The sequence below is a fragment of the Micromonospora sp. C97 genome (assembly GCF_018070385.1).
Lineage (GTDB): Bacteria > Actinomycetota > Actinomycetes > Mycobacteriales > Micromonosporaceae > Micromonospora > Micromonospora parva.
Genome location: NZ_JAGPXU010000009.1, coordinates 114,676 through 129,185 on the forward strand (window position 1 = coordinate 114,676; position 14,510 = coordinate 129,185).

The 14,510-nt window shown below is 71.0% G+C and carries 12 protein-coding genes and 1 pseudogene; 8 read left to right on the top strand and 5 right to left on the bottom strand.

What is annotated here, in order from left to right:
* Positions 1-16 precede the first annotated feature (16 nt).
* From KBX26_RS15125 to KBX26_RS15135, 3 genes are read left to right on the top strand one after another with little or no spacing between them, the layout of a single operon-like run.
* Positions 17-541, top strand: a complete 525-nt coding sequence (locus tag KBX26_RS15125; protein ID WP_051708614.1) for a hypothetical protein — start codon at positions 17-19, stop codon at positions 539-541.
* Positions 538-2,445: an ABC transporter ATP-binding protein gene (locus KBX26_RS15130; protein WP_081883904.1), complete on the top strand. Its 1,908-nt coding sequence runs from the start codon at positions 538-540 to the stop codon at positions 2,443-2,445. The genes KBX26_RS15125 and KBX26_RS15130 overlap by 4 nt, the downstream gene beginning before the upstream one ends.
* A complete protein-coding gene (locus KBX26_RS15135) occupies positions 2,442-2,975 on the top strand; it encodes a S26 family signal peptidase (RefSeq protein WP_081883903.1) in 534 nt (177 codons plus the stop codon). The genes KBX26_RS15130 and KBX26_RS15135 overlap by 4 nt, the downstream gene beginning before the upstream one ends.
* Here KBX26_RS15135 and KBX26_RS15140 read toward each other — a convergent pair.
* The 3 genes from KBX26_RS15140 to KBX26_RS15150 form a co-directional block, all read right to left on the bottom strand.
* On the bottom strand, positions 2,912-5,776 hold the full coding sequence (locus KBX26_RS15140; RefSeq protein WP_210865687.1) for a BTAD domain-containing putative transcriptional regulator: 2,865 nt from the start codon (positions 5,774-5,776) through the stop codon (positions 2,912-2,914). The genes KBX26_RS15135 and KBX26_RS15140 overlap by 64 nt on opposite strands.
* Positions 5,777-6,210: 434 nt before the next feature.
* Positions 6,211-7,185: an SdrD B-like domain-containing protein gene (locus KBX26_RS15145; protein WP_210865688.1), complete on the bottom strand. Its 975-nt coding sequence runs from the start codon at positions 7,183-7,185 to the stop codon at positions 6,211-6,213.
* Positions 7,186-7,625: 440 nt separating this feature from the next.
* Positions 7,626-7,856, bottom strand: coding sequence for a hypothetical protein (locus KBX26_RS15150; RefSeq protein ID WP_210865689.1), 231 nt, complete (start codon positions 7,854-7,856; stop codon positions 7,626-7,628).
* 169 nt (positions 7,857-8,025) lie between these two features.
* On the opposite strand from KBX26_RS15150, the gene KBX26_RS15155 reads away from it, so the two are divergent.
* The 5 genes from KBX26_RS15155 (at position 8,026) to KBX26_RS15175 (ending at position 14,014) form a co-directional block, all read left to right on the top strand.
* Complete coding sequence (locus KBX26_RS15155; RefSeq protein ID WP_210865690.1) at positions 8,026-9,249, top strand: sensor histidine kinase; 1,224 nt, start codon at positions 8,026-8,028, stop codon at positions 9,247-9,249.
* Positions 9,237-9,893, top strand: a complete 657-nt coding sequence (locus tag KBX26_RS15160) for a response regulator transcription factor (protein WP_210865691.1) — start codon at positions 9,237-9,239, stop codon at positions 9,891-9,893. The genes KBX26_RS15155 and KBX26_RS15160 overlap by 13 nt, the downstream gene beginning before the upstream one ends.
* 111 nt (positions 9,894-10,004) lie before the next feature.
* Positions 10,005-10,766 carry an ABC transporter ATP-binding protein gene (locus KBX26_RS15165; protein WP_210865692.1) on the top strand — a complete coding sequence of 254 codons (762 nt, stop codon included), beginning with the start codon at positions 10,005-10,007 and terminating at the stop codon, positions 10,764-10,766.
* Positions 10,763-13,231 carry an ABC transporter permease gene (locus KBX26_RS15170; protein WP_210865693.1) on the top strand — a complete coding sequence of 823 codons (2,469 nt, stop codon included), beginning with the start codon at positions 10,763-10,765 and terminating at the stop codon, positions 13,229-13,231. The genes KBX26_RS15165 and KBX26_RS15170 overlap by 4 nt, the downstream gene beginning before the upstream one ends.
* 171 nt (positions 13,232-13,402) lie before the next feature.
* On the top strand, positions 13,403-14,014 hold the full coding sequence (locus KBX26_RS15175) for a GNAT family N-acetyltransferase (RefSeq protein WP_210861221.1): 612 nt from the start codon (positions 13,403-13,405) through the stop codon (positions 14,012-14,014).
* 13 nt (positions 14,015-14,027) lie between these two features.
* Here the strand turns inward: KBX26_RS15175 and KBX26_RS33010 are convergent, their stop codons facing one another.
* Both KBX26_RS33010 and KBX26_RS33215 read right to left on the bottom strand, forming a co-directional pair.
* Complete coding sequence (locus KBX26_RS33010; protein WP_307857819.1) at positions 14,028-14,162, bottom strand: zinc-binding dehydrogenase; 135 nt, start codon at positions 14,160-14,162, stop codon at positions 14,028-14,030.
* Between the two features lie 32 nt (positions 14,163-14,194).
* A pseudogene (locus KBX26_RS33215) lies at positions 14,195-14,353 on the bottom strand (hypothetical protein); the annotation flags it as partial.
* Positions 14,354-14,510 lie beyond the last annotated feature (157 nt).

A 14,510-nucleotide genomic window follows, 5' to 3' on the forward strand; every position in this document is an offset into this window, starting at 1 on the left:
CTTTCGGGAGCAACAGATGACCCTCCTTGCTTCGGCCGTTCTGGTCGTGGGCCTGCTCGGTACGGTGAACTTCCTCCTCACCTTCGGCGTCCTGAAGCGTCTGCGTGAGCACACGGCGCTGCTCTCGAACGAGGCCGGGGTCTCCGCCGAACTGGGCATCGCCGACCCGGTGGGCGATTTCGCCGCCGTCGACGTCGATGGCGTCCCGGTGCGCCGCGAGCTGCTGCGGGCGGAGACCTTCGTGGCCTTCGTCTCCACCTCCTGCGACTCGTGCCGAGAGAAACTGCCCGAACTCATCGAGCACGCCCGGCGGGTGCCCGGCGGCCGGGAGCAGGTGCTCGCTGTCGTCGCCGCCGGTGCCGACGACGCCGATGCGTTCACCGAGCGGCTCGCCCCGGTGGCGCGGGTGGTCGTCGAGCCGAAGGGCGGGCCGCTCAGCAACGCCTTCCGCGCCTTCACCTATCCCACGATGATGTGGGTCGGTCCGGATGACGCCGGCCGGCTGGTTCGGATCAAGCAAACGGCGCCGGCCCCGGCATGATCGGGTGGCGGACGCGGCGCGGCGACATCGCGGCGGATGACGCCCGCGGGTTGCGGGCGTCGGCACCACCGGCGCGGTCGGCACGCCGCATCCGTACGGCGTGCCTGCTCGTCGGCCGGGCCGCCCCGGTGACCCTGCTCGGGTACGTGGTGCTCATGCTCGGCGCCGGTGCGCTGCCGGTACTGATCGCATGGTTGACCAAGGGGATTCTGGACGGGATCGCCGGCGACGCGGCGCCGAAGACGCTGACCCAGATCGGTGTGGCGCTCGCCGTCGCCGGCATGGTGGCGGGGTCGGCGCCGCAGCTCACCCGGTACCTGCGGGCGGAGTTGGACAGGTCGGTCGGCCTGCTCGCACAGGATCGGTTGTTCACGGCAGTGGACCGCTTCGTCGGTCTCGACCGGTTCGAGGACCCTCAGTTCCTGGACCGACTCCGGCTCGCCCAGCAGACCGGTGGCAGCACCCCGAGCCAGGTCATGGACGGGGTCCTCGGCACCGCCCGTACGGCGATCACCGTCACCGGCTTCCTCGGGTCGCTCTACCTGTTCAGTCCGATGCTGGCCGTCCTGGTGCTGGCGTCGGCGGTGCCGATGCTCGCGACCGAGATGCTGTTGGCCCGCTATCGGGCCGGGATGCAGTGGCGGATCGGGCCGGCGGAGCGCCGCGAGTTCTTCTACAGCCAGTTGCTCTCCACCTCCGCGGCGGCGAAGGAGGTGCGACTGTTCGGCACAGGCGGCCATCTGCGGGGCCGGATGTTGGCCGACCGCCGGACGGTCAACCGGGCCAAGCACCTCAACGACCGCCGCGAGCTGTTGGCACAGGTCGGCCTGGCGCTCGTGTCCGCGGTCGTCGCCGGCATCGGTCTGCTCTGGGCGGTCCGGTCCGCTGCGGCCGGTCGGATCACGGTAGGTGAGGTCACCGTCTTCGTCGCGGCGGTCGCCGGCGTACAGAGCGCGTTGGCCACGCTGGCGGCGGAGATCGCCCGCGCGCACCACGCGTTGCTGATGTTCGACCACTACGTGGCGGTGACGACCAGTCCCCCGGATCTGCCCATCGCCCCGGTCGCGCGGCCGGTCGATCAGCTCAGGCGGGGCGTCGAGCTGCGGGACGTGTGGTTCCGGTACTCCCCCGGGTCGCCGTGGGTCCTGCGTGGGGTGAACCTTCGGATCCCGGCCGGTGCCACCCTCGCGGTCGTCGGGCTCAACGGTGCCGGCAAGTCGACGCTGGTGAAGTTGTTGTGCAGGTTCCACGACCCCACCCGTGGGCAGGTTCTCTGGGACGGGGTGGACATCCGCGAGGTCGACCCCGCCCAGTTGCGGCGCCGTATCGGCGCTGTCTTTCAGGACTACATGCACTACGACCTGACCGCCGCCGAGAACATCGCTCTGGGTGATCTCACCGCCCTGTCGGAGCGAGGACGGATCACCGCCGCCGCGCGTACCGCCGGCATCCATGACGTGCTGACCGCCCTGCCGCACGGTTACGACACCCTGTTGTCCCGGATCTTCTACCAGGAGTCCGACAAGCAGGACCCGAGCACCGGTGTGGTTCTCTCGGGTGGCCAGTGGCAACGGCTGGCGCTTGCCCGCGCCTTCCTGCGTGACCGGCCGGACCTGCTGATCCTCGACGAGCCCTCGGCCGGGCTCGACGCCGCAGCCGAGGACGAGATCCACCACCGCCTGCTGCGGTACCGCACGGGCCGGACCAGTGTGCTGATCTCCCACCGTCTGGGCACCCTCCGCGACGCCGACCTGATTGTCGTCATCGCCGACGGTCGGGTGACGGAACGCGGCACGCACGATTCCCTGATCGCGGCCGACGGCACCTACCGCCGGTTGTTCGATCTTCAAGCGTCCGGCTACGGCGGAACCGCCGGGAGCGCGCTGACGACGGAGGCACGATGATCCAGGCTGCCACGTTCGGGACCCCGCTCGCTGAGGCGTCGAGGGCGTACGAGCTGTTGCTGATCGTCGGGTCGTTGGCTGCCCTGGCCGGCGCGGCCCTGCTCGGATGGCGCCTTCTGACACGTCGTCTCGTCGCGGTGACAGTGGACGGCGCCAGCATGGAGCCGACCTACCGGGACGGCGACCGGGTGCTGGTGCGGCGGGGCCGCCTGCCGGCCACCGGGCATGTGGTGGTCGTGGAGTATCCGTCAGTCGACGGCAAGTGGCCACTGCCGCCACTGCGCGACGGCGCCTCGGCAGCCGAGGTGGGCCGACGCCGATGGTTGATCAAGAGGGTGGCGGCGGCGCCGGGCGATCCGGTACCCCGTGACCGGGTGCCGGCGTTGGCTGAGGAGCGAGTCCCACCAGGCATGGTCGTACTCCTGGGCGACAATCCGGGATCAAGCTTCGACTCACGGCGAATCGGCTACTTCTCCGGGGAGCGGATACTGGGCGCGGTTCTCAACGCCCCTCGCTCGCCCTCACCATGACCCACGGCCGGCACCCTCGCCCGGGTGAGTTCCAGCTTGGCCCGTACCGCGTCGGCGTCGCCGGTGCGCAGCTCGGTCATGATCGCGTACGCCCGGCCCCAACTGTTCGCGGCGGCCGCCATGTCACCCAGGGCGTGGTGGCAGTCGCCCAGGTGGGCCAGGGCCTCGGCTTCCTTGAAGCGATGCCCGACGTTCAGGCACAGTGCCTGCTCGTAGCACTCGATGGCGATGCTGTACTCACCCAGGTGGTGATAGGCGTAGCCGAGGGTGTCCCAGGTGTTCACGGCCCCGGCGTCGTCGCCCAGTTCGGCGTGCAGCGACAGCGCCTGCCGGCAGTAACCGATGGCCTGCCGATAGTTGCCGACCTGCGCGTAGTCCCAGCCCACCGCGTTCAGTGCCCGGGCCTGCCCGCTGCGGTCGCCACCTCGTCTGAACAGGTCGAGCGCGACCTGATCGTGGTGAGTCGCCGATCGTTGATCACCCTGCAACTCGTACAGCCAACCCAGGCTCAGGTGGTTGTACGCCTGACCGATGGGATCCGCGACGTCGGAGAGGTCGATCAGCGCCCGGTGCAGCTGGTCCCGCGCCTGCTCCAGTCGCCCGAGCCCGGCGAGCGCGTGGGAAAGTTCCCTGCGGCACTGGGCCTGCGCCGACCGGTCGTCGAGGCGGACCGCCGCCGACAGGGCCAGGGACTGGGTGGCCAGAACGTCGTGCCAGTAGCTGCCCCGGCCGAGATAGGTCGCCATCGCCCAGGCCAGCTGCGCGGCGTGCCGGTCGAGACCGGCGTGGGCGGCGCAACCGACCACGGCGATGAGCGTCTGGTGTTCCACGGTGAACCAGGCGAGGGGGTCGACCTCCGCCGGGTCTTCGGGCGTCACGCCCTCCTCCGGTGCGACCACCGCGACCGGTTGCCGGTACGGCATCAGCACCTTGTCCGCCGCGACGGCCGAATGCAGGTAGTGGTCCAGCAACCGGCGTCGCGCGGCCTGCCGTTCGGGTTCGTCCTCGCACAGTTCACCCGCGTAGGCGCGGAGCAGATCATGCAGGACGTACCGGCCCGGGACCCGCTCCCCCGTCAGGTGGGCACCGGTCAGTTCGACGAGCAGGGCGTTGGCCGTGCGCCGGCTCAGGCCGGCCAGGCTGGCCGCCGCGGCGGCGGTGAAATCCGGGCCGGGATGCAGGCCGAGCAGCCGGAACAGCCGAGCGGCCGCCGGGGTCAAGGCGCGATAGGACCAGGAGAACACCGCGCGTACGTCCACCGAAGAGTCGCTGTCGGTGAGTCTGTCCAGCACCCCGGCGCTGGCCAGATCACCGGCGAGGGACCGGAGGTCGAACTGGGGGTTGGCAGCGGCCCGGGCGGCGGCGATGGACAACGCCAGCGGGAGGCCCGCACAGAGCCGGGCAATCTCGAAGACGGCCTCGGGTTCCTGCCCGGCGCGGTCGATGCCGATTCGGTCCCTGACGAGTTGGGCCGCTTCCCCCTCATCGAGCAGGCCGAGGGTGAGCGGGTGGGCACCGTCGACGGCGATCAGGGATGACATCCGATTCCGGCTGGTCACCACTGTCACGCACGTGGCCGAGCCGGGAAGTAGCGGCCGGACCTGGTCGGCGCTGTGCGCGTTGTCGAGCATGATCAGGATCCGTCGGTCCCGCAACTGGGCCTGGTATCTGGCGACCTGTGCGTTGAGGTTGGTCGGAATCTGCTCCGGTGCCACACCGAGCGCCTCGAGAAAGGCGCGCAGCACCTCGGTCGGCGCCAGCGCCGCGGCAGTCGCGTCGAAGCCCCGGAGGTTGGCGTAGAGCTGCCCGTCGGAGAATCGAGGGGCCAGCCGGTGGGCCAGATGCACACTCGAACTGGTCTTGCCGACCCCTGCCGGACCCAGGACAAGCAGAATCGCCGGCCGCTGCTCGTCACGCTCGATCAGCCGGGCCTCCGCCGTGGACAGCTCCTGCGCACGGCCGACGAAGAACGGCAGGTCCGGAGGCAGCATCCGGGGCACCGTGGGCCGACCGGCCGAACCGCCGGCCGGTTGTCGCACCTCCCGCCGCAGGATGTCGCGCTGCAAGTCATGCAGCTCCGGTGCGTCGATGCCCCGGCGGCCCAGCAACGCCAAGCCGTCCCGGCACACCTCCGCCGCCTCGTCAGTGCGGCCGTCCCGGTAGAGGGTGAGAGCGAGCATGCAGCGCAGGCCCTCGTCGTACGGGTCAGCGGCCACCGCGCCGGTCAGGTCGCCCATCGCCTCGGCGTGCCGCCCCAACCCGTTGACCGCCTCCGCGTAGAGGAGCAGTGCCGCACGGTGAACTGCTCGAAGTCGTGCGACTTCGGCCAGGGCAAAGGGTTTGTCCGCGAGGTCAGCGTAGGGCTCGCCGTGCCACTGATCGAGCGCGGAACGCAGCATCGCGGCGGCCCGGTCGGCGTGCTCGGCATCGCCGAGCGCGAACAGTCGACGGCTCTCCCGGAGCGCATCCTCGAACCGGACAGCGTCGACGCACGCCGGGTCCAGGTCCAGCCGGTATCCCGCTGCGGCTCCGCGGCCGACCGTGGCGATGAGCCAGTTGCCACGCCGCCCGCGCTCACCGGGTTCGAGGGCACGCCGCAGGTGGGCGACATGGCTGCGGAGGGTGGCCCGCGCGGCGTCCGACGCGTCGTCGCCGGTGAGCAGTGTCGCCAGTCGCCGGCTCGGCACCGGCTTACCGAGCTCCAACAGCAGGATGGCGAACAGCGTGGTGAGCTGTGGACCCAGCGGGACCGGGACGCCGTCCCGGCACAGCTGAATGGGACCCAGTATGGAGACGTCCAACCGACCACCAGCCACATGGCCGCTCAACGGCACGCGCCCAGGTCACCGAGAGCAGTTACGGTCGGGGCCGTCGCACCTGTGGCTGGCCCGCCCGCCAACCGGGAAATGCCGATGAGCGCTACCTGAATACGCAGCAGATTCACCTCAGCCATGGTTACAGCTCGATATAGATGAGGTGCATTGTATAGACGTCGTCGGGCCGTCGACACATGCCGCCGACCGATCACCGGCATTTCACAGAGGATTCACATCAGTCTTCTCATGTCCCAACCGCGTGAACACCCGACGGAGCGCGCGTTGAGGGCGTCGTCGCGGTCGGAGCGGCGGCGCCGAGGCTCCAGCGGGTACTGGAGCCTCGGCGCCCTTCGCTCTGCTCGACACAGCGGCGGCAGCTACCGCCCGCGGTGTCCGGCCGCCGAAGCGACGTCGGTCGATCAGGCCTGCAGGCGTACGCGACGGCGTCGTGCGACGAGCACCAGCGCGATGCCGACCGCGAGGGCGACCGCAGCCGCGCCGACGAGCAGCATGGTCTTGTCGCCGGTGACCGGCAGGCCCGGACCGGCGCTCGTCGGCGACGACGACGGCGACAACGGCGGCGAAGACGAAGACGGCGAGGAAGACGGCGACGGCGAGGACGGCGACGGCGAGGCGCTCGGAGAGCTCACGGGAACCTTCTTCGCCGGCACGAAGATGCGCGGCTCGTCGCTGTCGTCGGCGCTGACCTGCGCCAAGGTGTGGTCGTACTCGCCGTTCTCGCCGGCCATGACCTTCCAGCCCGCCGGGGCGGTGAAGGTCAGCAGGACGTCGCCGGCTGGGAGGTGGGCGAGACGGAACAGGCCCTTGGCGTCCGTGATGGCCTCGGCGTACCTCGTCTTGCCGTCGGCAGTGGTGGCGACGACCTTCACACCCGGCACGCCGGCGGTCTGGGGCGTCCACTCGGCGTCATAGGACTCACCCTGGAAGACGTATCCGCCGAGATCGTCAAAGGCGCCCGGCACCAGCAGCCGCACGCTGGTGATGTTGTCGGCGGCGTTGGCCTCGCCATTGTCGGCGCGAAGCTCGAAGGCGACGTATCCCCGGCCGACCTGCCACGCCACGCGGTTGGTCTTGCCGGTGAGCTTTACGGTCTTGGTGGCACCGGCGGCGAGGTCGAAGCCGCTCGACAGCTCACCATAGGCGACATCGTCGACGCCCTCGCTGTCGCCGCCGGTGTAGTGCACGTGCTTGGCGTCGACGGAGCTCTTGTTCTCCACCGTGACCGTGATGGTGAAGGTCTCACCCTCGGCGTAGCTGGCCTTGTCGGCGGCGGAGGTCACCGCGATATCCGGCTTGGGGGCGGCGGCCAGGGCGGCCGTTGCCGGAAGTGCGGCCACGAGCACGCCCACGAGGGCGGCGGCAAGTTTGCGCATGGAGGTCTCCGTAATGGGGGGCGGGAATCAGCGCGATGCTAGTGGCTGGACGAGTCACTCCGCCGTCCCAAGACTGAGAGCGTGACCGGACGGTGTCCGATCACGGTTAGCTTGATGATCGAGTGAACGCTCATCGTGTGCGGACGCCGACGACCGCTCCATTTACGCTCACCATCGCCGCGCCTGGTCACCGGCAGATCAGTATCTCGAGGCCGCAGAATTCGTTCGCGTTGCGAGCCGCTGTGCCCGGCAACCAACACACATGCCGTCCAGCCCTCGGACGTACACCGCGAGGATCGCCTGCTCCTGACCGCCGTTCACTCCTCCTCCCCGAGCTCGTACGGTTCGCGCCCACCGCATGGGGGAAGCACTGGCCGGCACTGGCCCGTGAGTGGTGGAACGTCGACCGGCATGGGTGATCGGGCGTGACGGTCGGGCCCCTACGACTCGCGCACCCGGTTACGGCGGTGGTGGACGATCAGCGCGACCGCGCAGAGCAGCGCCACCAGCCCGAACCCGGAGCTGATCCACTGGTTGTCCGCCGCGGTTGACAGCACCACGTTGGCCGCCGCGCTGACGAAGAGCACCAGCCACAGCAGCGGGCGTAGCGGGCCGCCCGGCTTCTTCGTCGCGGCGACCGGGGCCTCGGTGATGCGGTACGGATCGGTCATGACTGCCTCCATTCGGCGAATGTTCCTCGACGCCGTCAACGCTAGGTAGGCGGCGCGGCGGAGACGATCCCGCCAGCTCGACGACAGTGGTACAGCAGGCTGTACCTTCCGCGCCGGACGTTGCTGGGCGGGGCCTGCGGTGGCCTATGTTGGCGGGGGAGGTGGGTCGATGGCGTACGTGCGGGGGCGGGTTCGCGCCTCGGTCAACGCCTTGGAGCACCTCGTCGGAGGGCTGGGCACCGCCACGCTGGCGCTGGGCGCGCTGCTCTGGGCGGCGATCGTGGCGGTGGCCTGCGTGGGCGGGGTGGGGCTGCTGGCGGTGCCCGGTGCGTTGCGGGTGGTGCGGTCGGTGGCCGACCGTGAGCGCGCCCGGCTGTCCCGCTGGGGCGACCGGATCCCCACCCCCGGTCCGGTGCCGGACGGGTTGCGGACGGCTGTGCACGATCCGTTCGTGCGCCGGGAGCTCGGCTGGGTCGGGCTGTACTCACTCATCGGCCTGGTGACCGGGCTGGTCGGCGTCGCGCTGCCGCTCTATGCGGTGCAGGACACCACCTTCCCGCTGTGGTACCGGCTGGTTCCCCCCGACGCCGCGCCGGGGATCGTCTGGTGGCGCGTCGACGACCTGTCCGACGCGCTCTGGGTCGGGGTGCTCGGGGTGGGTTGGCTGGCCGCCGCGATCTGGTTCAGCCCGGCCCTGGCCCGTCTCCAGGCGTGGCCGGGCCGGTGGCTGCTGCCTCCACCGCCAGGTGTCGACCTGTCGTTGCGGGTGGCCGAGCTGACCGCCACCCGCGCTGCGGCGCTGGACGCCCACGCTGTCGAACTGCGCCGGATCGAGCGGTCGCTGCACGACGGCACGCAGAACCGGTTGGTGGCGGTCAACGTGTTGCTGGGTGCCGCGCGGCGGGCCGTGCGCCGCAATCCGGACCGCGCCGACGAAATCCTCGGGCAGGCGCAGGACGCCGCCGAACAGGCACTCGGCGAGCTGCGTACGGTGGTGCGCGGGATCCTGCCGCCGGTGCTGGACGACCGGGGTCTCGCCGGCGCGCTGGCGGGCCTGGCCGGCAGCTGCGCGGTGCCCTGTCGACTGGAGGTGGACGTGGCCGTGCGGTGCGCGGCCTCGGTCGAGGCCACCGCCTACTTCGTGGTGGCCGAGGCGCTGACCAACGTCGTCCGGCACAGCGGTGCGAGCCGCGTGGACGTGGCCGTGCGCCGCGAGCACGGCCGGCTGCTGGTGAGCATCGAGGACGACGGGCACGGCGACGCGGACGAGACACGTGGCTCAGGGCTCACCGGTATCCGGCGGCGGGTCGAGGCGTACGACGGCCGGATGACGCTGACGAGCCCACCGGGAGGGCCGACGAGAATGGACGTGGAGCTGCCATGCGGATCGTGATCGCCGAGGACGACCCGCTGCTGCGTGAGGGTTTGGCGCTGCTGCTGCGGGCGGAGGACCTGGACGTGGTCGCCACGGCCGGCACTCCGGGCGAATTCCTGGTCGCCGTGGACGAACATGCGCCGGACGTCGCGATCGTCGACGTACGGATGCCCCCGACCCACACCGACGAGGGCATCGTGGCGGCGGTGGAGGCCCGGCGGCGGCGACCCGGCCTCGCGGTGCTGGTCCTGTCGGCGTACGTGGAGCAGGCGTTCGCCACCGACCTGTTCTCGGTCGGCGCCGTCGGGCTCGGTTACCTGCTGAAGGAGCGGGTGGGCCGGGTCGAGGAGTTCCTCGCCGCGCTGCACCGGGTCGCGGGCGGCGGCAGCGTGATCGACCCGGAGGTGGTGGCGCAGTTGCTCGCCCGCAACCGCCGGACGGACACGGCGCTGAGCGAGCTGTCGCCACGTGAGCGTGAGGTGCTGGGGCTGATGGCCGAAGGGCTTGGCAACAGCGCGATCGCCGAGCGACTGTTCGTCACCGACGGCGCGGTGCACAAGCACATCCGCAGCATCTTCTCGAAGCTTCAGCTGCCACCGGACGACACTGCCGACCGCCGGGTCACCGCCGTGCTGCGCTACCTGGACGGCGATCGGCGGTAGCGCCTGCTGTACCCGGACCTGGCAGCCCGCGGGATGGTTGCCGTTCTCCCACGTCAATAGCGTTTCTGGTGCGCGCAGTTCTTGCCGATGACACGGAGAGAGGCCACCAGAATGCCGGACTATCCGGGACAGACAACCGAAGCGGCGGTACGCGTCGAACACCTCACCCGCGTGTACGACGCCGGCCGTAACCAGGTGACTGCGCTCGCGGGCCTCGACGTCCGTTTCGACAGGGGCACCTTCACGGCGGTGATGGGGCCCTCGGGCTCCGGCAAGAGCACGCTGCTGCAGACCGCGGCCGGGCTCGACCGGCCCACCTCCGGCCGGGTGGTGATCGGAGGCACCGACCTGTCCGGGCTGTCCGAGACCCGCCTGACCGAGCTGCGTCGTACCCGGATCGGGTTCGTCTTCCAGGCGTTCAACCTGATCGGCGCGCTCACCGTCGAGGAGAACATCGTGCTGCCTCTGCGCCTGGCCGGCGTCCGTCCGGACCGGGTCTGGCTGACCCAGGTGGTCGAGCGGGTCGGCCTCACCGACCGACTGCACCACCGGCCGGCCGCGCTCTCCGGCGGCCAGCAGCAGCGGGTGGCGATCGCCCGCGCGCTGGCCACCCGCCCCGAGGTCATCTTCTGCGATGAGCCGACCGGCGCTCTCGACTCCCGCAGCGCGGCGGAGGTGCTGACGCTGCTGCGCGCGGTCGTGGACGAGCACGGCCTGACAGTGGTGATGGTGACCCACGACCCGATCGCCGCGTCGTACGCGGACCGCGTGCTCGTGTTGGCCGACGGTGCGATCGTCGCCGACCTTCCGCAGCTCGGCGCCGCCGGTATCGCCGAGCACCTGGCGTCGCTGGATCGGCGGGTCCTCCGATGACCGGGCTCGCCGCCCGCCTGCTGCGGCACCGCGCCGGCCCCGCCGCCGCCACCCTGCTGGCCCTGGTCGCCGGTGTGCTGATCCTGGTGGCGATGGGCACCCTCGTCGAGTCAGGGCTGCGTTTCCGCGCGGAGCCACGGCTCTGGGCGGCGGCCGACGTGGTCGTCGCCAACCGCACCGTCAGCCACACGTTCAAGGAGTTCGGCGACACCACCACGAGCACCGTCGCGCTGCCCGAGGGCGGCACTGTGGACGCGGCAGTGGTGGACCGGATCCGCCAGGTGCCGGGTGTTGCGGCCGTCACCGGCGACGACGCGGTGGTGATCGGCACCCCCGCCGCCCTGGGCCACGGCTGGGACACGTACGCCTTCACCGGTCGTCGGATCGTCGCGGGTGCCGCGCCACGGGCCGACGACGAGGTGCTGCTCGACACCCGGTTCGGCGTGGCACCCGGCGACCGCATCGACCTGGTCGTCGGCGGGGTCGGGCGGTCGTACCTGGTGAGCGGAACCGCCGAGACCGGTACGGCGGCGGTGTTCTTCACCGACGCGCAGGCCGCCCGGTTGTCCGCCCACCCGGGCCGGGTTGATGCGATCGGCGTGCGGATGGTGCCCGGCGCCGACGTCGGCGCGGTGCGCGAGATCGCGTCGGCGGCCGGCGCCACGACGTACGCCGGGAACGACCGCGGCAACGTCGAGCAGTCGGAGAACCAGGCCGCTCAGACGTTGCTGGTCACGGCCGGATCGGCTTTCGGGGGGTACGTCGTCCTGCTGATCGTCTTCGTGGTGGCCGGCACCATCGGGCTGTCCGTCCGGCACCGTCGACGTGACCTGGCGTTGCTGCGCGCGGTCGCGGCCACGCCGGGGCAGGTGCGCCGCATGCTGATCGCCGAGGCGGCGCTGCTCGCCCTGGTCGGCTCTGCGGTCGGCGGCCCGGCGGGCCTGCTGGCGGCCCGCTGGGTGCACGGCGAGCTGGTCGAGCGGGGGTTCGTGCCGGCCAGCTTCCCGATGGCCGGCGGTCTGTTCGCGGTGCCGGCCGCTGTCGGTACGGCGGTCCTCGTGGCGGTGCTGGCCGCGTTGGTCGCCGCCCGCCGGGTCACCGGGATCAAGCCGATCGAGGCGCTCGGCGAAATCGCCGTCGAGCCCCGGCGGAGCGGCCGGGTGCGGCTGATCGCCGGCGTGCTGACGCTGGCGGCGGCCGGCACCTCCGGGGCGTTCACCCTCGGTGCGGGCGGGTCGACCGGGGCACTGGCCGGCGCGGCCGGCATGTTGTACCTGTTCGTCATCGCCGTGGCGCTGCTCGCACCGAGGATCAACGCGTACGCGGCACGGCTGCTCACACCGTTGTTGCCGCGGGTGTGGCGGGTCAGCGGCTACCTGGCCGCGGCCAACCTGCGGGCCAACGCGCAGGGCATGGCGACGGTCCTGACCGCCCTCGTGCTGTCGGTGGGGTTCGGCGGCTCGGTCTGGTTCCTGCAGACCAACCTGGAACGGCAGACCACCACGCAGAGCAGCGCGGGAACCCTCGCCGAGCGGGTCGTTGTCGCCCCGGGTGGGCTGCCGGCGGACGCGGCGCGGGAGATCCGCGAGTTGACCGGGGTACGGGCGGCCACCGGTGTGCGTCGTACCCAGGTGGTGGTGCGGGCGTTGGGCGGCATCGAGCCGGTCGGCGCGCAGTCGGTCGACCCGGCGGGCGTCACGTCGACAATGGACCTCGCTGTGCGCGCGGGCAATCTGACCGACCTGCGCGCGGGCACCGTCGCCGTGTCCGCGACGCAGGCGTCCTCGTCCGGCTGGGACGTCGGCGACAGGGCGGAACTCTGGCTGGGCGACGGCACCCCGGTCACGTTGGACGTCATCGCGATCTACGGCCGTGGCCTCGGCTTCGGCGACGTCACACTGGCTGCCGAGACGGTCGCCGGGCACACGGCCGCGAACACCACCGACGAGGTCCTGGTCAGCGCCGGCCCGGAGGCCGACACCGCGTTGGCCACGTGGTCGGCTGGGAGACCGGGCACCGAGGTTCTCGACGCCGCCACCCGTACCCGCCTGATCAGCACCGATCTGGCTCTGGGTGCCTGGCTGAACCGGCTGCTGATCGGCGTGATGGTGGGGTACGCGGCGCTGGCGGCGGCCACCACGATGGTGATGGCCGCGCTGGCCCGCCGCCGCGAGTTGGCGTTGCTGCAACTGGTCGGGGTCACCCGCCGGCAGATTCGCGCGATGGTCCAGGCCGAACAGGCCGGGTTGCTCGGCACCGCGGTGCTGATCGGCGCGACGATAGCGGCGCTGACCCTGAGCGCGATCGTCAACGGACTGACCGGCAGCCCGATCCCGTACGTCCCGCCGCTCGGTGGGGTGGCGGTGCTCGGCGGCACGACGCTGCTGGCGTTGGCAACCACTGTGTGGCCCGTCCGACGGCTGCTCAGCGCCCCTCCGATCGACAACATCGGTGTGAAGGAGTAGGCCTCGCGGCTCAAATGTCGGTGACAGTGCCGCCTCCGCAGACATCGCTGAGGCGGCACTGTCACCCTGGTGTCGCAGAGTTTGTCAGTGGATTCGAGACGCGGCAGATGAGCGCTGTGACCTCCGAAAATCGGATCCCGCAACTGGCACGATCGTGTGATCCTCTGCCTCATGCCCCAACCGACCTTAAACACCGCCCGTCTGCTGCTGGTCCCGCTTGCCGACCGGCACCTCGATCTGGAACTCCAGCTTGACTCCGATCCGGAGGTCCTCCGCTACATCAACGGCGGCCGGGCGCGATCCAGGGACGAGGTGGTCGCAGCCCACGGGCAGAGGATGGCCTTGGCAGGCACGGTGGACGGCTTGGGCTTCTGGATGGCGTTCGGCTCCGATGGCGGCGCGCGCGGCTCGACGCCGCCGGCACGCGAGGACGAGGGCGAGTTCATCGGGCTCATGATGCTTCCGCCGGCGCACGGCCCCGACCAACCTGACGACCCGACAGTCACAGACCTGGGTTACCGCCTTGTGCGTCGGTACTGGCGGAAAGGCTTGGCCAGTGAGGCATCCCGCGCCCTGCTGCGGCACGCCTTCGACACCGTCGGGCAGAGCCGGGTGATCGCGCAGACCATGGCCGTGAACACCGGCTCTCGCGGCGTGATGGAAGCCATCGGCATGAGGTACGTGCGCACCTACCGACCGTTCGGTGATGACCCGCTGTCGGGAGCGGAGGTCGAGTACGAGATGACCCGCGCGATGTGGGAGGCGTGTCGTGTCTCTTGCTGAGGCGGGACTCCTGTCAGGTGACGCTCACGACGACCTTTCCGAGGGCGCGTCCCTCGCCCACGTAGGCCAACGCCTCAGGGGTCTCGTCGAGGGTGAAGGCCCGGTCGATGTGGATGCGGAGGTCACCCGCGACGCAGAGATCGGCCACCGAAGCATGAGATTGTCGCCGTACACCTCGTCACCAGGTCGGAACCGAGTGACGGCGGAACCCACCGCCTCGACCCATCCGGCGATGTCCGAGCCGAGGGTCCGCAACCCTTGGGGACGGTAGGCCAGCCGCGGTACCCGAAGCGTTCCGGGCAAGCAGCCTACGCCTCCTGGGTTAGCACGGCGGGACAAGCGGCTGGTCGACGACGAGGCTGCCGGCGGTCGAGAAGTCGGCGTCGGGCTCGGAATTGACCTACTGGCACCGGCCGTTCAAGCGGAACGTACACCGCCTCTCCGCATGACCTGCGGCGACCTGGTTGCGCGCCCGACGGTCACCCAGTTGGTCACT